The following is a 20,951-nucleotide window of genomic DNA, read 5'->3' on the forward strand; positions in this document are numbered from 1 at the left end:
ATGAGATGCAGCTTGTCCTACACGCCCTTGATTAGTTAGAATGCCGCGGTCAGCAGACCGCGTTATCCGTTTTTTAGAAGAATAATGCAGTATGCTTCTGTCAAAAGTTGATTATACGCAATGCAAAAAGTATCATCAATAGGGTGTAGAAAATTTTTTTGAAGAGGTGAACGGTAACCATGGACAAACAAACACAGCAGCAGCTGCAGTCTTTCCTTATTCTGGCCCGTAAAATCAAAAGTTATCACGAAGCGATCGGTTTGCTTCACTGGGACTTGCGTACAGGTGCACCGAAAAAAGGTGTTCCAACTCGTTCAGAAACCCTGGGAATGCTCTCTACAGAAGCTTTCAAACTGCAAACCTCCGCTGAGATGAAAAATTATCTGGATACATTGACCCAACCGGATGTGCTGGAGCAGCTTGAAGCTACCGACCGCCGTCTGGTAGACGAATGTAAAAAGGAGTACGATCGCAGTCAGTCGGTTCCACCGGAAAAAGTTCAGGCTTATACGGTACTTACTGCTAAATCGGAAACGGCGTGGGAAGATGCCAAACATAACAGTGATTACGATGGCTTTGCGCCGTATCTGACCGAGATCGTGAAGCTCAAACAGGAGTTTATCGATTATTGGGGTGTCAAGGATACAAGGTATGATACTCTGCTGGACATGTATGAACCCGGATTGACTGTGGACAACGTAGATGCCGTATTCGCCCGGCTTAAAGCACGCCTTGTCCCGCTGCAGGAGAAGATCAATGCGGCGTCGAACAAACCCAAAACGGATTTCCTTCATCAGATTTTTGATGCCGATCAGCAGAAGAAATTCAGTCTGTTCATCCTGGAACAGATGGGCTACGACTTCGAAGCCGGCCGTCTTGATGAAAGTGTGCACCCGTTCGCAACAGGACTTAATCCAGGTGATGTGCGTATTACGACTAATTATCTGCAGGATGATGTGACAAGTGCAATCTTCAGCTCGCTTCACGAAGGCGGACATGCTCTATATGAACAAAATATCGACGAAAGTCTGGCCGGCACACTGCTTGCCGAAGGCACATCGATGGGCATTCACGAGTCTCAGTCTCGTCTTTGGGAAAATATGATTGGACGCAGCCTGCCGTTCTGGACACGTTATTATCAAGACCTGCAGCAGCATTTCCCGCAGCTTAGCGAAGTGAGTCTGGAAGATTTCTACCGGGCAATTAACCGGGTGGAGAGCTCTCTGATTCGGATTGAAGCGGATGAACTGACCTACAACCTGCACATTATTATCCGTTATGAGATTGAGAAAATGCTGTTTAATGAAGGGCTTGAGGTGAAAGATCTGCCTGAAACATGGAATACCAAATACAAGGAATACCTGGGGATTATGCCGACGAATAATGGGGAGGGTGTGCTGCAGGATGTACACTGGTCCGGCGGGGATTTCGGTTATTTTGCTTCCTACTCTTTGGGCAACATGTATGCTGCACAGATCATGCATACCCTGCGTAAGGAAATGCCCGAGTTGGATCATCTGATTGCCCAAGGTAATCTGATTCCAATCAAGGAATGGCTTACAGACAAAATCTATCGTTACGGCAAGAGCCGCACTCCTTCGGAGTTAATCGCTGCGGTGACAGGTGAAGAACTGAATCCGGATTATCTGGCTGACTATTTGGAAGCCAAGTATGCTAAAATTTATAATTTATAATTGGGTCCGCATGGAGGTCAGCCAGAAACTTCTGGTTGGCCTTTTTTTGTGTGCAGGTTCTTAACCTTTTGCCGGGCCTCGGCATATTCATAGTAGAGAGAAGCTGCTAAACCAGTATAAGGAGGGAAAGCGAATGAAATATACGCCATGGTTTGTCCGGGGCATTGTGATTCTCTTGATTTTCATTGTGGCGCTGATGAGCTGCAATAAAGAAGAGAACGAAGCCAAGATTACAATTGGTGAAGTGACTCGATCTGTATTTTATGCACCGGAATATGCAGCCGCGGCTCTAGGTTTTTTTGAAGAAGAAGGGCTGGAAGTAGATATCCAAACAACGGCTGGCGGGGATAAAACGATGGCGGCTTTACTCGCGGGTTCGGTGGATATCGCGCTGGTTGGTGCTGAGACGTCGATCTATGTCTACCAACAGGGGGCTGAGGACCCGGTCATTAACTTTGCTCAGCTCACACAGACGGACGGAACGTTTTTGTTCGCGCGTGATGCCCAGAAGAGCTTTGATTGGGAGCAGCTGAGGGGAAGTATTTTCCTTGGACAGCGTAAGGGCGGGATGCCTCAAATGGCCGGGGAGTTTGTCCTGAATAAACATGGCATTAACCCGTCGAGTGATCTGGAACTGATTCAGAATGTGGATTTTGCGAATATTGCGTCTGCCTTCGCTTCTGGCACAGGGGATTATGTACAGCTGTTTGAACCTCAGGCTTCCATTTTTGAACAGGAAGGCCGGGGGAAAGTGGTGGCTTCGTTCGGAACGGAGAGCGGGCACCTGCCTTATACCGTTTTTATGACCAAACAAAGTTATCTGAACGAAAACAAAGAACTTGTACAAAAATTCACGAATGCACTGCACAAAGCTCAGCTTTGGGTGGATTCCCATACAGCGGAGGAAATTGCGCAGGTGATCACGCCATTTTTCAAAGATATTGACCCCGCTATTCTGACCAGCAGCGTAAGTCGCTATAAGGAACAGGGTACGTATGCAGCAGATCCGATCATTGATGAGCAGGAATGGAACAATCTGCTGGATGTCATGAGTGCTGCCGGAGAACTGAAAAAACGGGTGGAACGGAATACGATTGTGAATTCGTCGTTTGCTGAACAGGCGAAATCACTGGCTCCCTGAGGGATGGAAGTAAGAAGAGTTAATTTAAAGTGAGAGCGAAATAAGGATATCAGGGAAGGAAGTGAGCAGTAATGCCTGATTCCGGGAATGTGATCCGACTGGAGAAAATCTCTCAAGTCTATGTCAGTGAACGTGAAGCATCACTCGTCATTGAGGATTTAAGTCTGGAGATTGGCCAGGGAGAATTCGTGAGTCTGGTGGGACCGAGCGGGTGCGGTAAAACAACACTATTATCTATCATTGCCGGCCTGCTGAAGCCCACGCGGGGAAATGTCGAAGTCGAAGGCAAGCGAGTTCGGGGGCCCTCTGCCCGGATTGGCTATATGCTGCAGCAGGACTATTTGTTCCCTTGGCGGACCATTCTGGATAATGCCCTTATCGGGCTTGAGCTGACAGGAAATCTGGATGCACAGAGCAGGGAACGTACGCGCGAACTTCTCGTCAGTATGGGTCTTGGCGGGACGGAAGAACAGTATCCGTCCGAACTGTCCGGGGGCATGCGGCAGCGGGTGGCTCTCGTTCGAACACTTGCGACAAATCCGACGATCCTTCTGCTGGATGAGCCATTCTCGGCGCTCGATTACCAAACCAAGCTGCGAGCTGGAAGATCTCGTCTCGGATACGTTAAAAGAGTATCGTAAAACCTCCGTGCTTGTCACTCACGATCTGTCAGAAGCGATTGCAGTCAGTGATCGTGTCATCGTACTGGACCGAGGCCCCGGACGCATTCGGCGCGAGTTCGATATTCCTGAACACATCCGGCAAGCACAGCCTTTTCATGCAAGGGAACAGGCAGGCTTCAACGAGCTGTTTCAAGCGCTGTGGAACGAACTTGTTCAGTCCGGAGGAGGTGAGAAAGATACGTGAGTCAGAACCATTCAGAACATGAGAAGCAAACAGGGCGCGAAGGCTGGCTGGGGCAGCTGCACCGTGACCATATCCGCAAGATGGCAAAGTGGCGGCATCATATTCTTGCGGTACAGCTGTCCATCTTAGTTTGTATGTTTTTACTCTGGGAGCTGGCGGGCAGGTTGCGTTGGATTGATGTACTGCTTTTCAGTTATCCGAGCAAAATTTTCGGTCAAATTGGCAGAGATGTCGCCAGCGGTGAAATATGGTCGCATGTGGGGATAACCGTAGGTGAAACAGTAGTCGGATTTTTGCTGGGGACACTTGTCGGAACGCTGCTCGCTGTTCTGATCTGGTGGTCTCCTTTTTTGTCCAAAGTACTGGACCCTTATATGGTTGTATTCAACAGCATGCCCAAGGTAGCGCTGGGTCCGATCTTTATTGTCATGTTCGGGGCGGGATTTACAGCCATTGTCATGACAACTCTCTCGATTACAGTGATTATTACAACGCTTGTTGTATACAACAGCTTCAACGAAGTCGATCCCAATTATATTAAGGTCATTCGTACGTTTGGCGGAGACCGCTCCGAAATTTTTGCCAAGGTTGTGTTTCCCGCTTCATTCCCTACCATCGTATCTACGTTGAAAGTAAATGTAGGTATGGCTTGGGTAGGAGTTATCGTGGGTGAGTTTTTGGTGGCGAAAGAGGGACTGGGATATTTAATCATTTACGGATTCCAGGTATTTAACTTCACACTTGTATTATCGAGTCTGCTTATTATTGCCGCCGTGGCTGCGGCGATGTACCAGCTGGTTGTATATATAGAGCGCAAACTGTTAGCTGGACGCAGATCATAACTCGGAATATACAATCATGAATGAAAAACCTGCCAGCGTATCGCGGTCAAGTAGGGTAAGAGGCCATTAGGGCACATTCGTATATCGTTGAGAACCATATGTATACACTTTCACAAGAGGTGTAACGTTGCTCGCGATTGTAAAATCAAGTAGGATATTTGATGGAAGCAAGTACTCCGTGCCGGTCAGGAACAAGAGGACGAATGGACGATTCGTCTGTCAATTCGGATTCTGATTCTATATTGGGATTCCAATACTGTAAATGAAAAGCAGTGCTGCTTCTTCGAAGCATGTTTCTGTGACCGGCATGTTCGCACATGCCGGTTAATGTCGTCTAGTTTCAAGCAGGTTGAGTCATACTAATGTGGGCTGTTCTAACTGATCTAGACAGGGTAATACAGACTGGACAAGGAGTAACATACGGAAACGGGCGATATATAGGGCCGCGAACTTTTGTGCAGCTTAGAGGAGATGGAATGTTAAATGGGTTTTAGGGTCATTAAAACAGCGATTGCAGCGCTGATGGCTGTTCTGATTGCGGACTGGTGCCGCCTGCCAGGGCCAACGTCAGCTGGTTTGCTTGCAATTCTGGGTGTGGATGTAACAAGAAAAAGGAGTATTCGCACGATATCGGCACGTTTTTTTGCATCTGTGGTCGGTCTTTTGTTTGCAAGTGTACTTTTTCACTTTCTCGGCTTCCATTATTGGGTGTTGGGAGTATACATACTAACCGCTTTTCCGGTTATTGTTCGGGCAGGTTTCAAGGAAGGCATTGTTACAGGTTCAGTCGTGGTGTTTCGAGTATTCAGCGGTGGGGAGATGGATCTGCATGTTGTTCTTGTGCAGGTCGCGCTGCTTTTGATTGGCCTTGGTTCAGCCATGGTTGTGAATCTGGCCTATATGCCGGCCGCTGATCCACAGATGCTTCGAATCCGCAAACGGATTGATGAGCTGTTCTCCAAAATTTTTCAGGAATTCGCGACTACGCTGCGTAATCCTAACGAAGTTTGGGCGGGAAAAGAATTGATTGAAGCAGATAAAGCTGTGCTCGGCGGAATCGAGGCCGCCAAACGCTCATTAGAGAATCAGGTCATTCATCCGAACGAGGGCTGGAGCGTATACTTTTATATGCGCAAAACACAGCTTGATTCTATACAGCACATGATGCACCTTGTGTCCCAGGTCTATCAGAAGATGCCGCATGCCGAGATGGTATCAGAACTGTTTGACCAGCTCAGCCAAGATGTGTTGACCGAATCATACACCGGAAGAACGGAAAAACTTCTGGCAGATGTGCAGGAAGAATTCAGACGTATGGAGCTTCCTGATACAAGGGAAGAATTCGAGATGCGTTCCGCTATTCTCCAGCTGTGCCGCGAGCTCTCGATGTATCTGAAAATCGCGAAGAAGGACAAGGCGCCTTCTCCAATATCAGATCGCTCCCAATCTGTAAACGAATAATAGAAAATAGTTGTCACCCTAGACGGATGTCCTGCATACACTTGTAGTGAATGATTGTATGGAGGAGGTTTAAAGATGTCATTGAGTCATAAACATCAATGTAGAGAGATTATCACGAAGGCGATCTGCGGCAAAGGTCGTAAGTTCTCTACCGTAACACATACCGTGACTCCGCCAAATGGTCCGACCAGTATTTTGGGGGCTTGGATTATCAACCACCAGTATGAAGCCGTATCAGCGGGGGACGGAATTGAAGTTATTGGTACTTACGATATCAACATCTGGTATTCCTATGACAAAAACTCACAGACGGATGTAGCCAAAGAAACGGTATCGTATGTAGAACATGTGCCTTTGTCCTATCTGGACCCGAAACACCGGACTTCCACAGTAGAGGTATCTGCGGATGCAACGCAGGAACCCAGCTGTGTGGAAGCCACAGTGTCCGCGGGCGGCGGCAGCGTAATTATCCGGGTTGAGCGGGAATTCGCTGTAGAGCTCGTGGCGGAGACTAAAGTATGTGTGAAGGTGTGCACGGATGGCTGCGGTGATTACGAAGACAAAGATTATGACTACGGCAGCGCTGATGGAGACTATGATGATCTCGATCCGGACCTGCTGGATGATGAGCTGTAAATCGCTTATTCAGGGTGATGCGTAATTCTCATAACCTAAGGTATCATATGCACCATACGGTGCGGTGAAGAGGGCGAAAGCCCTCTTTCTTTCATAAAGTACAAAAAATGGGTTGTGACGAGCCTGATGATGTGCCTGAAGAACCGAAACGGGAAGGCTCCGCAGCTGCGGAGTTTTTTTTAATAAGCAGTGAGCGATGAAGAGAGGAGGGTCAGAATGAACGTCAAAGAAGAAGCGGAAGACGCAGTTCGAGCTTATACGAAGCTGAGTCCTGGCGATCGGATAGCGCGGCTGAAGCAGGCGGGAATTGAAGTGCTTTCCGCGAGTGAGCAGCGCAGACGGGAACCTGGACTTCGCGTACGATATGATGTAGATGTCAGCTGCCTTCAGGCCATTCGGATCAGACGCAGGGATACAAGTGGTATGGGAGCGAGGCAGGAAGGCGAGCTGGACCCGGAAGCATCTTCATCTGTGTATAAGCGAGTAGAGCGGCTTGCAATCAAAACGGTATATACTTTAGGACTGGATCATGGAGCCGTTCGCCTGGAAGCGTCGGGTCATGGCGGGTGTGCAGTCATTGCAGTCGATCCGAGCCCGTGGAAAGGGGTAACCGACCTTGCTGCACTGTACAGGGAAAGCTGGCATCAGCATCAGACTTTGCTTCATCAGGAGCAGCAGGAGAAAAGGATTCCTGTCATGGGTATGGACCCCGAATTTCTGCTGGTACAGATGCCTGAATCCAAAATCGTACCCGCTTCACGTTTTCTCGAACGTACGGGTGTCGCGGGGTGTGATTCCGTAACGATTGGCGGCAGACGTGTGTATCCCGTTGCGGAACTTCGCCCTGCACCGAGTGCGGAGCCCAAAGAATTGTTATCACATCTGATGCGAGCCTTTGCGGCTGCTTCACGCCGTATCAGCGACTCGTCTCTGATCTGGCAGGCAGGCGGTATGCCGCAGCGAGGGCTGCCGCTGGGGGGGCATATTCATTTTAGCGGCGTGCACTTGAACGGGAGACTGCTCCGTGCACTGGATAATTACTTGGCACTGCCGCTGGCAGTGCTGCAGGATCCGCGCGGGAAGGGGAGACGGCCAAGGTATGGGGCGCTTGGTGACTTCCGCTTGAAATCCTACGGCGGATTTGAATATCGCACCCTGCCGAGTTTTCTCGTTTCTCCGGTCGTGGCTAAAGGCGTCGTTTCCCTCGCGGGGCTGATTGCGTGCAGCTATAGTGAATTAATGCAGCGCCCTTTGAGCGAGGCGAACATTCATTCCGCATTTTATGAGGGGCGGCGTGAAATCATGATGGAGCATATTCCTTCACTGATGGATGATTTGATGCGGCTGCCTGAATATGTTCGTTATGAGCGGTATGCAGCTCCGTTAATGCGGCAATTCAAACGAGGACATACCTGGGATGAGAGCCGCGATATACGTAAACTTTGGAATATTCGGGTAGGCTCATGAAGAAGCGGCGTTTTTTTGTTATAATGAGTATAGGACTATTATTACGTTAAGATATGGAAGATATGAAGCAGTAAGCCCTTAAAGGAACAGGCGATTAGCCGAAAAATAAGGCGGAGGTGCGATCTTGGTGCCTGACCGCCTTATTGGCTTCCCAAGGACATTTCTTCCTGACATCATAGGAACGGATGGTGGATGGATATCATGGCTCAATATACGCCAATGATTCAACAATATTTGCAGGTGAAAGCCGAAGCACAGGATGCATTTCTTTTTTTCAGATTAGGTGATTTCTACGAAATGTTCTTTGACGATGCGATTAACGCTGCGAGGGAACTGGAGATTACGTTAACTGCACGAAACGGAGGAACAGACGACAAGATTCCGATGTGCGGTGTACCCTACCATTCGGCTGAAAATTACATACAGCGTCTGATTGAGAAAGGGTACAAAGTAGCCATTTGCGAGCAGATGGAAGATCCGACCGTGACCAAAGGTATGGTGCGGCGCGAGATCGTTCGTGTAGTTACGCCGGGAACGGTGATGGAAGGAAAGACGCTGGGAGACAAGTCCAATAACTACATGGTCTGTCTAACGGGAAACCGCAGCACCATGGCTCTTGCTGCTTGTGACCTGTCTACGGGTGAATTGTACGTCACATCGGTCCCTTATTCCAAAGCGTGGCTTAAGGACGAAATTGGTATCTATGAGCCTTCTGAACTTGTAGGAGATGCTGCTCTGCTGGAGCTTGTAGAATCAGAGTCATCCCCGATTGGTCGCCCGGTGGTTTACACGGCCTGGACCAAGAGCAAAGAGGATCTTGTACGGCAGCAGTTTGGGGAGTCGGTATGGGCAAGATTGGAGCCGGAACGTCAGGCATGTGTTGCGCGCCTGTTTTCGTATCTGAGTGAAACGCAGAAGCGTTCGCTTGGACAATTAACACAAATATCGGCGTATGAGCCGGACCATTATATGATTCTGGACCCGTTTACACGTCGAAATCTGGAGCTGGTCGAAACGGTGCGCGAGCGCTCCAAGAAAGGCTCGCTGCTGTGGCTTCTGGATCGTACGGAAACATCGATGGGCGCACGTATGATGCGGCGCTGGGTAGACAAACCGCTGCTGCAAAAAGGAAAGATCAATGAGCGTTTGGAAGCGGTAGATACTTTGTACAACCAATTTATTCTGCGTGAGGATCTGCGATCAGAGCTGAAAGACATCTATGATCTGGAACGTCTCGTTGGACGGATTGCTTTTGGTAATGCGAATGGTCGTGATCTGAATGCGCTCAAATCGTCATTGGACAAAATCCCGAGTCTGCGCCAGCATTGTGCAAATTCTGCGTCAGCTACACTTCAGCATATTGCCGAAATGATGGATGATTGCGCCGATCTGCGGGATGCTATCGGACAAGCCATTGTGGATGAACCGCCGGTGTCGGTCAGAGATGGTGGACTTATTCGCGAAGGATATCACGCGAGGCTGGATGAGCTGCGTGAGGCATCGGTTAATGGTAAACAGTGGATCGCTGAACTCGAAGCGAGAGAACGTGAGGCGACAGGCATTCGCTCGCTGAAAATCGGATACAACAAAGTATTCGGATATTATATTGAAATTACCAAATCGAATCTGGCTTCCCTTCCTGAAGGACGATATGAGCGCAAACAAACGCTTGCTAACGCCGAACGTTATATTACACCTGAACTGAAAGAGAAGGAAACACTAATTCTTGAGGCTCAGGATAAAATGGTCGATATCGAGTACAGTCTGTTCGCAGCACTGCGTGATCGTCTGAATCAAGAGATTGCAAGGCTGCAGAAGCTTGCCGAACAGGTGGCCGAGATTGACGTATATCAATCGTTTGCGGTAATTAGTGCGGAGCGTAATTTTGTACGGCCTGTGCTGACGGATGGATATAATCTTGTCGTAGAGCAGGGACGTCATCCTGTTGTGGAAGCGGTGATGCGGGATGGGGCTTTTATTGCCAATCACACCGCCATGACCGAGGAAGAGGCACATATCCTGCTGATTACCGGACCCAATATGGCTGGGAAAAGTACGTATATGAGACAAGTGGCATTGATCTCCATTCTGGCACAGATCGGCTGCTTTGTGCCTGCGGGTCAAGCGGAAGTGCCGATCATGGACCGGATCTTCACACGTATTGGGGCTGCGGACGATCTCATCGGCGGACAGAGTACGTTTATGGTAGAGATGGCGGATATCCAAGTCATGACCGAAAAAGCAACTCCGCGCAGTCTGATCATCATCGATGAGCTTGGCCGTGGAACATCGACGAGTGAAGGGATGGCGATTGCACAATCCGTTATTGAATATGTGCATGATGTGATCGGCTGTAAAGCGCTCGTCTCTACACACTTTCATGAGCTGGCCCACCTGGAGGAAAGTCTGGACAAGTTGGCAAACTATTCGATGGCGGTTCAGGAGAGCGGCGATAAGGTAAACTTCCTGCGGAAATTGATTGCGGGAGCAGCAAGCAGCAGTTACGGCATCTATTGTGCGCGGCTTGCGGGACTGCCTGACAGCATCATTGAGCGGGCGAACGGACTGCTGCACGGATTCGAACAAGCCGCTTCACAAGTGGCCGTAGGCAGTGAGTTTGCGAGTGACCGGGGACAGCTGTCAAGTCAGCAGATGCAGACGCATGGTTTTAACTCGTCTGTTACCATGGAAGACCCGCTCATTCGGGAACGAAATACGAATGATGCTGCTGCGAACATGGATACAACGTTAACAGCGCTGAATGAAAAGGCAGATGCGGCCTCTCCAGAGAAGACGACAGGGCACGTTGACCATGAGGAAAATGCTGCGGCTGTTTCTAATCAGAAACAGCCGGAGGTTGTGCAGTTGTCCATCTTCGATGACGAGGAACCGACAGCTCTGCAGCCTTCACGAACGGTTGTGGTGGAGGATAAACCTGCACGTGAACTGATCCGTCATATGAAAGAGATTGATGTGATGAACATGACACCGCTGCAGGCGATGCAAATATTAAATGATCTTAAATTGAAGGCACAGCAATTATCCTGAGTAACCGGGAGGAGGAGAACCTGTGGCGAAAATTCATGTACTGGATGAACATATTGCCAACCAGATTGCGGCGGGTGAGGTTGTTGAACGGCCTGCATCCGTCGTGAAGGAGCTGCTGGAAAATGCAGTGGATGCGGGGGCCTCAAAAATTGAAGTCGCGGTGGAGGAAGGCGGTCTGCTCCGCATCCGGGTAAAAGATAACGGCTCGGGCATCGAGCCGGATGATCTGGAGACGGCTTTCTACCGTCATGCGACCAGTAAAATAACCCATGGACGTGATCTGTTTCAGATCACAAGTCTCGGGTTCCGCGGCGAGGCACTGCCAAGTATTGCAGCTGTCTCCAAGGTGGAGGTGCTGACCGCCAGCGGAGATGACGGGCGAGGACGACGGATCGTGATTGAAGGCGGTAAGCTCTGCACGCACGAGGATGCTGCATCACCACAAGGGACAGAATTTGTGGTGAAGGAGTTGTTTTACAACACGCCTGCGAGACTAAAATATATGAAAACCATTCAAACGGAGCTGGGGCACATCTCCGACGTGTTATATCGTATGGCGATGTCACATCCCCATATCTCGTTCACCCTTCGTCATAATGAAAATACGCTGCTGCAGACCCTCGGCAATGGTGACCTGCTTCAGGTGGTTGCAGCAATCTATGGAACAAGTGCGGCCAAAGCGATGCTGCCGATTCAGGGTGAAAACCTGGATTACAAGATCAGCGGTCTGATCAGTCTGCCAGAATGGACGCGCGCGAACCGTGCAGGAATGTCCACGATTGTGAATGGACGTTATATCCGCAATTACGGTCTGAACCAGGCGATTCTGAAGGCCTATCATACGCTGCTGCCGATCAATCGTTTCCCGCTTGTGGTAATGCAGCTGGAGATGCATCCTTCGCTCGTGGACGTGAATGTACATCCAGCGAAGCTGGAGGTTCGATTCAGTAAAGAGGCGGAGCTGTATGAATTTGTGGAGGCGACACTGCGCGGTATTTTGCGGCAGGAGGTACTGATTCCGCAAGTGCGGAAGCAGCAGATCAGACGCGGAGATGACAGTTCTTTTATTCAGGAACAATTTCTTTTCCCGAGAGGGCCCGTGAAAGAGCAGGATGTTAGCGAGGGGTACGGGCAGCAGGGTCCGCTGGGGAAAGAAACGATTTCTCCCAAACCAGCTGTCTCATCCCCTCTCTCAGCATTAGGAAAAGTTGAGGACGATCATTCGGATCTGGATGCCCCTGCGGAACCGGGAACTGTACTGGAGCAGAATACTTCTGGCGCAGCACAAACGGTTCCTTTGCCTGAAGCTCCGCCGGAGACATCTCAAGCTTCTGGACCACTGGACCAGTGGAATGATTCGCAGCTGATGCAAACTAGTTCTGCTGGTGAAGCGGGACAGATGGATGGGAAGTTATATAAGGAACAGATTGACACGGATGGAGAAATGAAGAATGGACGCGAGGATGCTGAAGTGTCTGGAAGCTCCGACAATAATTCGAGTTCAAATGCAGATACAAGTGCGAGTACAGGCGAAAGTTCAGAAGTGAATACAGGCGGCGGTCCTGCGATGAATGCAGGCGACAGCAGAAATGCTGAACAGAGTCCTGCTGGACGCAGTCAGACCGAAGCGTATCGTTCAGCTTCCTACACCTCTCCCGTGAGGGAAAGCCGTACATCATACTCCTCAGCCTCTGGTCCAAGAGCAGACCGAAGCTGGAAAAATACTTCGATGCCTGATCCGGTCAAGCTGGCGGCGGCGATTCAATCGGATGCTTCGATGCCTGCGTTCCCCGAACTGAGCCTGATTGGTCAGCATCACGGCACGTATTTGATTGCACAGAATGATGAAGGTTTGTATTTAATTGACCAGCATGCAGCCCATGAACGTGTCAATTATGAATATTATTACGAGAAGTTTGGCAATCCGGCTCAGGCTTCGCAGGAGCTGCTGCTGCCTATTACACTGGAGTTCACACCTTCGGAAGCGGAAAAGCTGAAGGCGAGACTTTCCTGGTTTGAACAGGCGGGGGTGTATCTGGAGCATTTTGGTGGCCAAACATTCCGAGTACGCTCTCATCCATATTGGTTCCCGAAAGGGGACGAAAAAGACATTATCGAAGAAATGTCCGAATGGGTTCTCAGTGAACGCAGTATTGATGTAGCGAAGATGCGTGAAGCAGCTTCCATTATGTGCTCCTGCAAAGCTTCTATTAAAGCAAACCAGAAGCTTACTGATCAGGAGGCAGAGGTTTTGATCCAGCGTTTGGGTTCATGCCGGCAGCCGTATACGTGTCCGCACGGACGGCCGATCGTGATTTCATTTTCAACGTATGATTTGGAAAAGTTATTTAAACGAGTGATGTAGTTTTTTTAGGGGGAAATTATGTATATAACGACGGGTGACAAGGAGGCTGCCTCTCTGGTGGAGCGTGCGCGTGCATTGGCCGCTGCAACCGGAGGCACCTACGTACCGCGCAGCAGAACGTCTCTGCCCAAACTGCTTGAGCAGTATGGTATTCAGGAAATTCTGGTCGTGCTGAAAGGGAGGGCACGCTTGTTCCGCAAGGACGAGTCCGAGCTTGAATTTCATCCGAGTATGGGGTTTGTACGTGCCAAACGTGTGCTGCGGGGAGAATCTGACCCGATGCTGGAAGCGGGGGCTGTGGTTAAAGGTGATACGGTGGTGGACTGTACGGCAGGTCTCGGCTCGGATTCGCTTGTATTTGCGGTTGCTGCAGGTGATCAAGGACGTGTTATTGCTTGCGAAAGTTCCGAACCTCTCTATACGCTGCTGCTTGATGGGATGTCTCATTATGAAAGTAATGAGCCTGATGTAGACCGGGCGTTTCGACGGATTGAACTGCGAAATCAGGACCACCTGGAACTGCTTCGTTCCCTGCCTGACCGGAGCTGTGACACGGTTTATTTTGATCCGATGTTTCGTGAGCCGATGATGGATTCTAGTGCGATCAAGCCTTTGCGAAATTATGCGAATGCTCATGCACTGGCAGAAGAGAGTATTACAGAGGCAAAAAGGGTCGCCCGCAAGCGAGTGGTGATGAAAGAAAAGCGCGGCAGCGCAGAGTTTGACCGACTTGGATTTCAGGTGCTGGATCGGGCTAATGCAAAAACGTTGTACGGAGTGATTAATGTTGAGATCGGAAGTTAATACAAAACCGAAGCTGCTGGTGCTGGTTGGACCGACAGCTGTAGGCAAAACGAGACTGAGCATCGAGCTGGCACAGGCTTTTAACTGTGAGGTGATCTCCGGAGACTCCATGCAGGTCTATCGGGAGATGGATATCGGAACGGCCAAAATTACACCAGCAGAAATGAAGGGCATCCCCCATCATCTGATTGACATTCACGAACCGGAATATCCCTATTCCGTGGCTGAGTTCCAGGAAAGCTGCACCCGCTTGATCCCCGAAATTCAAGAACGTGGGAAACTGCCTTTCATTGTGGGTGGTACGGGACTTTACGTGGAATCGGTATGTTACGGGTTTCAATTTTCGGAAAGCGGTTCGGACGAGGCTTTCAGGGAAGAGCAGTTCAGCTATGCTCAGCAGCATGGTGCACAGGCTCTTCATGATCGTTTAAGGGAAGTAGATCCGGTTAGCGCAGATCGTCTGCATGCAAATGATCAGCGGCGCATCGTACGTGCGCTTGAAATCTTCCATCTCACAGGGGAGAAATGGTCAGATCAGCTGGCTGCGCAGAAAAAAGAGTCTCCGTATGATCTGCTTATCATTGGACTTACGATGGACCGTCAGAAGTTATATGCACGGGTCGAACAGCGCATTGATTTAATGATCGAGCAGGGCTTGGTAGATGAAGTGAAGGCGCTGCTGGAACGAGGCGTTGCGAGAGGCCATATTTCCATGCAGGGCTTGGGATACAAGGAAATTGCCGCCTATTTGCAAGGAGAGGTCAGTTGGGAGGCTGCTGTGGAATGGTTAAAAAGGGATACACGCCGGTTTGCCAAACGTCAGCTTTCCTGGTTCCGTCATATGAAGGATATTCAGTGGGTGGACATGACGGATACCGAAAATTATGAAAGTCAATATAATCAAGTGAGTGAATGGATTAAACTGAAATTTAACGGAGTTTAGCATTGGAAAACCTCTGCCTTTTCGAAGAAAAGCTGGAGGTTTTTTTAAATGTTTTTTAACACTATGAAAATGGAAAAAAACAACTTTTCAAAAATGTTTCAAGGAGGCTGTTTCAGGATAAAATTTAAGTGATCATTCTTCAACATTTTTAAAAATGAAAGTTTACAAAACAAGCTTCGAAGATAAGAAATCAGAGGTTAAAGCTCCGGCTCAGACCTTATGGAAAGCCTTGATTACTTCGAAGGATTTTTACCAAGCTCAATCTTTTTCTGCTAGAGTTTATTCACAATCTTGGCGTACGAGCGCTTAAATTGTACGAGTTGGATTTGGTTCGCCGTTATTACGTGAAATTTGTCCCTCTTTTGCAAATCTGTAAGGCAGTGTATAATGGATATGTCTTCTAGTTTCCAAGCCTCTTGGCAGGGGGATGCCAAACGGAGGACAAGGGGTTTTTGTGGATTATATGAAACTGTTCATGATATAATAGCACGAAAGCTACTCAGCGATATTGAATATTTCTTAAACTACGAATTCAAATGAACCAATGGGGGTACGGCTAATGAACAAGTCCATCAACATCCAAGATACGTTCTTGAACCAACTGCGGAAAGAAAATATTCCGGCTACGGTCTATCTGACTAACGGCTTCCAAATCCGCGGGACGATCAAGGCATTTGACAATTTTACGATCGTCATTGACAGCGACGGACGCCAGCAAATGGTCTATAAGCATGCCATCTCCACGTTCACGCCGCAACGCAGCGTATCGCTGATGCAGCAGGACAACGGCGGCGAAGCTTAAAAATTCCGAAACCTTTTATTAAACCATTTCGTCTAGATGTATAGGAAGTGAACAGAGCAACCTAATAAGGGTTGTTCTTTTCATTCCGGGCAAAATAGGTTTAATATAAGCTTGTGCTGTCAGAGAAATAGAAAACATGCAACTGAAAGGGAGTCAGGAGGGAACATGCCAAACGATCCGTTATCGAGGTCTAATAATCGCAACAACAATAGCAAGTCCAAACAAAAAGCGAAACCAAAGACCTCTAAAAAGAAAAAAATTACGGGTAAGCGCGTTGGGTGGACTTTATTTTTCACCATAGCCATCGCCATATTTTGTGCATTAGCTGGATATTTGTTTATTCTGATCAACGGTGAGAAATTGCTTAAAGCTAATATGAATAAAACGACGATTAATGAAACTTCAAAAGTATATGATCGCAACGGTAATATTATGGGCGAGCTTTCGATTAAAAAGCTTGAGCCCGTAGAATCGGATGATATTCCTGATTTGGTCAAAAAAGCATTCGTCGCAACCGAGGATAAACGATTCTACGAACACCAGGGTGTAGATCTCTGGTCCATTGGCCGTGCGGCGGTCAAAGATATTATGGCACGATCTATGGTGGAGGGCGGCAGTACGCTGACCCAACAGCTGGCCAAAAATATGTTCTTGTCGCGTGACAAGACATTTTTCAGAAAAGCGACGGAAGTATCTATCGCAACGGCTTTAGAACGTACGTTTACAAAAGATGAAATTTTGACAATGTACTTGAACCGGATTTTCTTTGGTCATCAGCGTTACGGGATCAAGGCCGCTTCGGAGTTTTATTTTGGACAAAAAGATTTAAATCGATTGGAGTTGTGGCAGATTGCAACCCTGGCTGCTATGCCAAAAGGGCCTTCTGCGTATAACCCGCTGAGCAATCCGAATGATTCAAAAGCACGCCGCGGTGTAGTCCTGCAATTAATGTTTGAACAAGGGTATATCACCGAGGCAGAGATGAATAAAGCAAAGGCAGTCGATTATAAGTACACACCGCCTGAGAAAGACAGAAAATATCAAGCCTTTATCGACTATGTGCTCCGTGAAGCGGAACGCGTAACAGGCATGACGGAAGACGATCTCAACATTGGCGGTTTCAAAATTTTCACAACGATGGACGCGCAGGCTCAAACGGCTATGGAGAGTGCTTTCTCGGATGACAGCTTGTTTGAGGCAAGTAAGGATGATCAACAGGTGCAGGGTTCAATGGTGATTATGAATCACGAGAACGGCAGTCTTGTTGCTTTGCTGGGTGGACGTGATTACCAGACGAAAGGCTACAGCCGGGTCACCCAGAGCCGGAGACAGCCGGGTTCAGCATTTAAACCAATTGTATCCTACGCTCCGGCGCTTGAGACAGGACAATACAGCGCGAACTCTGCGCTGAGCAACGCGAAGCAGTGTTTCGGCAATTATTGTCCAGGCAACCTGCACGGATATTCTTCCACGATCAGCATGACGGATGCTATCACGAAGTCGGAAAATATTCCGGCCGTGTGGCTGCTGGATAAGATCGGAGTGAATACCGGTGTTAACTTTGCGAAGAGTGTAGGCATCCAGTTAACGGATCAGGACAAAAACCTGGCGATCGCTCTTGGCGGTCTCAGCAAAGGCACGAATACGCTGGAGATGGCTCAGGCATACAGTGCATTTGCGAATCTGGGCGAGTACCAGCAGGCTTATTCGATAAAAGAAATTAAGGATAGTTCCGGTAAAACGACCTATAAACATGATAAATCGGATACGAAACGAGTCATGAGCGAACAGAATGCATACCAGCTTACACAGATGCTGCAGAATGTAGTTAACGATGGTACAGGGCGTTCGGCTCGTCTGGATCGTCCGGTTGCGGGTAAAACCGGAACTGTACAGAGCGGTATCGCTGGCAACAGTTCTAACCGTGACGTCTGGTTCGTAGGTTACACGCCGGAATGGACCGGTGCGGTCTGGATGGGCTATGATAATCCAGATGCAAAACACATGCTCAAGAACAGCAGTAAGCTGTCTGCAGCGTTTTTTGCCAAGGTTATGGGGGACGCATTAAAAGGCGTTCCTGTGAAGGATTTCAAAGCACCTGCGGGAGGGCAAGCACCTCCGCCTGTAGAAGAACCGCAGAAACCGGAACTATCGGTTAGCGGATTGAACGCATCTTATGATCCTAACACGCAGACTGTCTCGCTAAGCTGGACTGGAAATGGCGATTCGAGTACACAGTATCGTATATATCGAAAGGAGACTTCAGAAGCCGAATTTACACATTTGATTGATTCTGTAGGTTCAACCAGTGCTCAGGATTTAAGTGCGCTGCCGGGTCTCACCTACGAATATTATGTAACGGCTTTTGATCTGTCTACCGGACAGGAAACCGGCCCGTCCAATACCGTCTCGCTGATGATTGAAGCACAGGAGATCGAGCCGCAGCAGCCAGAGCCAACAGAACCTGAACCGGGTACAGAACCAGAAGTACCAGGAACGGATAACCCGGATAACGGAGGAACGGATAACGGGAACCCGAACGGCGGCAATGGCAATGGCAATGGAAGCGAGAATGGCAATAACGGGAATGGTAATAATGGAAACGGAAATGGAAACAATGGCGGTGGCCCTGAGAACGGTAACGGTCAGCCAGGCGATGGCAGTAATCCGCCAGGTCAAGGTACAACAGACCCCGGAAGCGATGGCCCAAGTGATGGGCCAGTAACGACCCCGGGCGAAATCGTCACACCTGAAAGTGGAACGAATGGAGATAGTGGGGGAACGGAGACACCTTCTTCACCTCAATCAGGTTCGGGAGGATAAAAACACGTTATTTCGTGATCCGCAATGAAAGATAAGCTTTGTCAAAACTGCTTCCCGGTTCGCCGGTGAAGCAGTTTTTGTTATGCAGCAAAGACAGGCTGATGCACGATATCTATAATCAAGCAGTACATGATAAAATGTACAGAAGGCGTGGTTTTGAGTGTATTCATGAAATATGGTAAGCTGTAACTATTCGTAATACGTTGTGAGGAGCAGGTGAGGTGTGCTTGCTCTTCAAGCAGACGTGTACTTGTTCACCAATCTAAATGCAGATCATGGATCTGTAGTCGGCAAAGAGGGGTTCGTATGAAACGGAAATTCGGGGATCGCGCAAACTGGCGCCGGATTACGAACCGACAATTTACATGCCGGTTCGTTCAGTCCAAAATTTTTACAGGTTATATTACGCTGTATACCATACAGGATTTGAAAGAACCTTTGTGGAAGACGTATGGAGGAACTACCTTTTGTATTGCGGACAAGGGATATTCCTGGCTGCAGTACTATCCAAAGGGAGAACACTTTGTTGTTACAGCCATGTTTGATAATCAGCAGCGGATCGTAGAATGGTACATTGATACCTGCCGCAGTCAGGGAATTACGGATCAGGGTGTTCCTTGGTTTGATGATCTATACCTGGATGTTGTTGTGCTTAAGGATGGAGAGATTTTTTTGCTGGATGAAGATGAGCTTGAGGATGCTTTGTCTCGTAAACATATCACAACAGCAGACTATGATCTCGCCAACAAAACGGCGAAGGAACTGCTGCACGCGATCGACGCACATGTATTTCCATACTTCCAATTATCATTGAAACATAGACAGACGCTGTTCGAGAACGGGGAGTTTCGCAAAAACATACAAGTCTAGTGTGCATTTTGCAAACGAGAACTTTTCTTGTACATCCTTCTAATATCTGGGCACCTGATAGAATACATTAATAATCAGGAGAGATCAGCCCGATAAAATAGAGGTGATGGCGAATGAACGGACGGGTCATGGCTGCGGGTGGGCAGCCGGGAGGCAGACCTTCCAGACAAATTAATGTGGTATTACGTAACCAGGAGCCTCAAATACTCGCTAAAGATGAAGCACTCTCGGTACAGGCAGCCAAAACGATAACGAAGCATGCACACTTTCAAGAGATTCAGGGTGAACTGGAGCAGCTGGTTGGACTTGAAAACATTAAGGAATTGGTATTTGAGATTTATGCTTTTCTTCAGATTGCTCAGATGCGCTCCGAGGCAGGTCTGCTGAGCGGGGCACACGTGTATCATATGGTCTTCAAAGGTAACCCGGGAACGGGCAAAACAACGGTAGCCAGAATTGTAGCCAAAATGTTTCAGAAGATGGGCGTTCTCAGCAAAGGGCATCTAATTGAAGTAGAGCGCGCCGACCTTGTCGGTGAGTACATTGGTCATACGGCACAGAAGACCAGAGATTTGGTCAAAAAAGCACTTGGCGGCATTTTGTTTATCGATGAAGCGTACAGTCTGGCTCGCGGTGGGGAGAAAGATTTTGGTAAGGAAGCGATTGATACTCTTGTTAAATCTATGGAGGATCATAAAAATCAGTTTATTCTGATTTTGGCGGGGTACTCGGAAGAGATTGATTTTTTTCTGCAGACGAATCCCGGCTTACCTTCCCGCTTTCCGATTCAGGTTGAGTTTCCAGACTATACGATTGACCAATTGATTCAGATTTCGGAAATTATGGCTAAAGAGCGTGATTATATTTTGATGCCGCAGACCATACTCAAGTTAAAGCAGCATCTGCTTCAGGAAAAGAATGATTCGCTGCATGCCTTTAGTAACGCAAGGTATGTACGGAACGCCATTGAGAGATCGATCAGGCATCAAGCTGTTCGGCTGCTGGAGCAGTACACGGATGGGAGTCCGGGGAAACTGGAGTTAATGACGATTCGTACGGAGGATTTGAAGTTTGAACGAAAGTAAGCGATAATAGCCTTTTAACACAGCCGGCCGGGTTAACCGGTTCGGCTTTAGCCATGCCGCGGGATCATGGTGGCTTTAGGCAGCAGAGATCGAACAGAGGAGT

The 20,951-nt window shown here is 48.6% G+C and carries 14 protein-coding genes and 1 pseudogene; all 15 read left to right on the forward strand.

The genetic code is table 11. From position 1 onward, the window contains the following. The first annotated feature begins 179 nt into the window (after positions 1-179). The 15 genes and pseudogenes from ABXS70_RS09060 to ABXS70_RS09130 all read left to right on the forward strand — a co-directional run bounded on the left by ABXS70_RS09060 (position 180) and on the right by ABXS70_RS09130 (position 20,848). Positions 180-1,694, forward strand: coding sequence for a carboxypeptidase M32 (locus tag ABXS70_RS09060; protein WP_342551498.1), 1,515 nt, complete (start codon positions 180-182; stop codon positions 1,692-1,694). 133 nt (positions 1,695-1,827) lie between these two features. Continuing rightward, positions 1,828-2,835 (forward strand): ABC transporter substrate-binding protein, encoded by a 1,008-nt coding sequence (locus ABXS70_RS09065; RefSeq protein WP_366295377.1) that lies wholly within the window; start codon positions 1,828-1,830, stop codon positions 2,833-2,835. A 71-nt stretch (positions 2,836-2,906) separates the two neighbouring features. After that, a pseudogene (locus tag ABXS70_RS09070) lies at positions 2,907-3,702 on the forward strand (ABC transporter ATP-binding protein). 80 nt (positions 3,703-3,782) lie between these two features. Beyond that, on the forward strand, positions 3,783-4,544 hold the full coding sequence (locus ABXS70_RS09075) for an ABC transporter permease (RefSeq protein ID WP_366296578.1): 762 nt from the start codon (positions 3,783-3,785) through the stop codon (positions 4,542-4,544). Between the two features lie 483 nt (positions 4,545-5,027). Beyond that, positions 5,028-6,005, forward strand: a complete 978-nt coding sequence (locus ABXS70_RS09080) for an aromatic acid exporter family protein (protein ID WP_342551495.1) — start codon at positions 5,028-5,030, stop codon at positions 6,003-6,005. 75 nt (positions 6,006-6,080) lie between these two features. Beyond that, positions 6,081-6,641, forward strand: coding sequence for an outer spore coat protein CotE (locus tag ABXS70_RS09085; RefSeq protein ID WP_123065763.1), 561 nt, complete (start codon positions 6,081-6,083; stop codon positions 6,639-6,641). Between the two features lie 216 nt (positions 6,642-6,857). After that, on the forward strand, positions 6,858-8,108 hold the full coding sequence (locus ABXS70_RS09090) for a hypothetical protein (RefSeq protein ID WP_366295379.1): 1,251 nt from the start codon (positions 6,858-6,860) through the stop codon (positions 8,106-8,108). A gap of 201 nt (positions 8,109-8,309) precedes the next feature. Next, positions 8,310-11,156 carry a DNA mismatch repair protein MutS gene (mutS, locus tag ABXS70_RS09095; RefSeq protein ID WP_366295381.1) on the forward strand — a complete coding sequence of 949 codons (2,847 nt, stop codon included), beginning with the start codon at positions 8,310-8,312 and terminating at the stop codon, positions 11,154-11,156. A 22-nt stretch (positions 11,157-11,178) separates the two neighbouring features. Further along, a complete protein-coding gene (mutL, locus tag ABXS70_RS09100) occupies positions 11,179-13,521 on the forward strand; it encodes a DNA mismatch repair endonuclease MutL (RefSeq protein WP_366295383.1) in 2,343 nt (780 codons plus the stop codon). An 18-nt stretch (positions 13,522-13,539) separates the two neighbouring features. Continuing rightward, on the forward strand, positions 13,540-14,325 hold the full coding sequence (locus ABXS70_RS09105; protein ID WP_342551491.1) for a class I SAM-dependent methyltransferase: 786 nt from the start codon (positions 13,540-13,542) through the stop codon (positions 14,323-14,325). Further along, on the forward strand, positions 14,306-15,268 hold the full coding sequence (gene miaA, locus ABXS70_RS09110) for a tRNA (adenosine(37)-N6)-dimethylallyltransferase MiaA (RefSeq protein ID WP_342551490.1): 963 nt from the start codon (positions 14,306-14,308) through the stop codon (positions 15,266-15,268). Before ABXS70_RS09105 ends, miaA begins: the two co-directional genes overlap by 20 nt. A 559-nt stretch (positions 15,269-15,827) precedes the next feature. Beyond that, positions 15,828-16,070: an RNA chaperone Hfq gene (gene hfq, locus ABXS70_RS09115; RefSeq protein WP_090916826.1), complete on the forward strand. Its 243-nt coding sequence runs from the start codon at positions 15,828-15,830 to the stop codon at positions 16,068-16,070. Positions 16,071-16,235: 165 nt separating this feature from the next. Continuing rightward, positions 16,236-18,893, forward strand: a complete 2,658-nt coding sequence (locus tag ABXS70_RS09120) for a PBP1A family penicillin-binding protein (RefSeq protein WP_342551489.1) — start codon at positions 16,236-16,238, stop codon at positions 18,891-18,893. A 306-nt stretch (positions 18,894-19,199) separates the two neighbouring features. Continuing rightward, the gene (locus ABXS70_RS09125) at positions 19,200-19,763 is read left to right on the forward strand and encodes a DUF402 domain-containing protein (RefSeq protein ID WP_342551488.1); all 564 of its coding nucleotides are present in this window, start codon (positions 19,200-19,202) and stop codon (positions 19,761-19,763) included. A gap of 113 nt (positions 19,764-19,876) precedes the next feature. Continuing rightward, complete coding sequence (locus ABXS70_RS09130) at positions 19,877-20,848, forward strand: AAA family ATPase (protein ID WP_342551487.1); 972 nt, start codon at positions 19,877-19,879, stop codon at positions 20,846-20,848. Positions 20,849-20,951: the final 103 nt, after the last annotated feature.

This window comes from Paenibacillus sp. AN1007, assembly GCF_040702995.1.
Taxonomy (GTDB): Bacteria; Bacillota; Bacilli; order Paenibacillales; family Paenibacillaceae; genus Paenibacillus.